This window comes from Leptolyngbya cf. ectocarpi LEGE 11479 (assembly GCF_015207065.1).
Classification (GTDB): Bacteria; Cyanobacteriota; Cyanobacteriia; order Phormidesmidales; family Phormidesmidaceae; genus Leptothoe; species Leptothoe ectocarpi.
On sequence record NZ_JADEXP010000645.1, the window covers coordinates 1 to 1119 of the forward strand.

General features: G+C 44.2%; 1 protein-coding gene. It reads left to right on the forward strand.

Features of this window, described 5'->3' with window-relative positions:
• A partial coding sequence (locus IQ260_RS31970) for an AAA family ATPase (RefSeq protein WP_322745094.1) occupies positions 1-755 on the forward strand: 755 nt, incomplete at its 5' end.
• Positions 756-1119 lie beyond the last annotated feature (364 nt).

Below are 1119 nucleotides of genomic sequence, written 5' to 3' on the forward strand. Positions count from 1 at the left end.
ATCGAACACTATCCCAAAACGCAGCTGAGGCGGATGTTGAAACCTTATTTTCACCTCCATTTCTGCAATCATTAGGATATGCTGACCTAGAACGCTCCTCTCAGTATCCTGTTGGGCGGAAGTTTGTTGACTGGGCTGTACGAAAAAATACGGAATCTGACGATGTATTTTTCCATACTAAGCAAAATCCATATCTCTATATGGAAGTTAAGGGAAGAACAGAGAATTTAGAGAGGGAAAATAGTTATCATCTGAAGAATTTTCCTCAGTTGAAGCAATATTTGTTAGCGCCACAGTCTAAAACAGTCAAGTGGGGAATTCTGATGAATTCTCTAGATATACACCTGTTTCGTAAGCATGGAAAAGTAATACATCCTGCTTTACCTTGTTTATCTTTTCGAGATAATATTTCAGCAACAGTAGCAAATATCAAGAGCCAAATAGAGGAGCCGAAGAAAGGCTTGGTTGTCACTGTTTATAACAATAAAGGCGGAGTTGGTAAGACAACTACAATTTCGAATCTAGCAGCAGTTTTATCTCAGCTTAAAAAGAGAGTATTAGTTATTGATTTGGATGCTAACCAAGGCGACTTAGGAGATGCCTTAGGGCGTATCCAGGTGTTGTGGGACCGTCTATCGATAAGAAAAAAGGGATGGGATAATAGTCCCGTCCCAACCAAAAAATATACTCATGATTGTATCGTCTATCGAGGAAATCTGTCAGCAACACCCAGAGTGGTCTGGCGAATGGAGTGAGTTTGAGAAAGCCGAAAGCCTGGCTGAAAAAGTCTGTGCCGCCCTTCAACTGGGGTTGCTATTCGCTCGACTGCTGTTAGAGACAGACTTGAGCCAACGTGCTCACCCCTCTCATCAATGGCCGGCGTGCCCCCAGTGTGGCCATCGCTTGCGTTCAAAGGGATTTCGGCCTCGGCAAATGGTGACGCTCATTGGTGTGGTTCGGTGAAAGCGACGAGTCGGGTGCTGTCCAACCGGATGCCGTGGGACGTTATATAGCGGTTCCTAGTTGTTTAGAATACAATATGAGGCTTACCTACAGACTCTAGGAATCTCCCTTAGATGAAGCCTCTTTCCACTGATTTACGTCAGCGCATCATTGCTG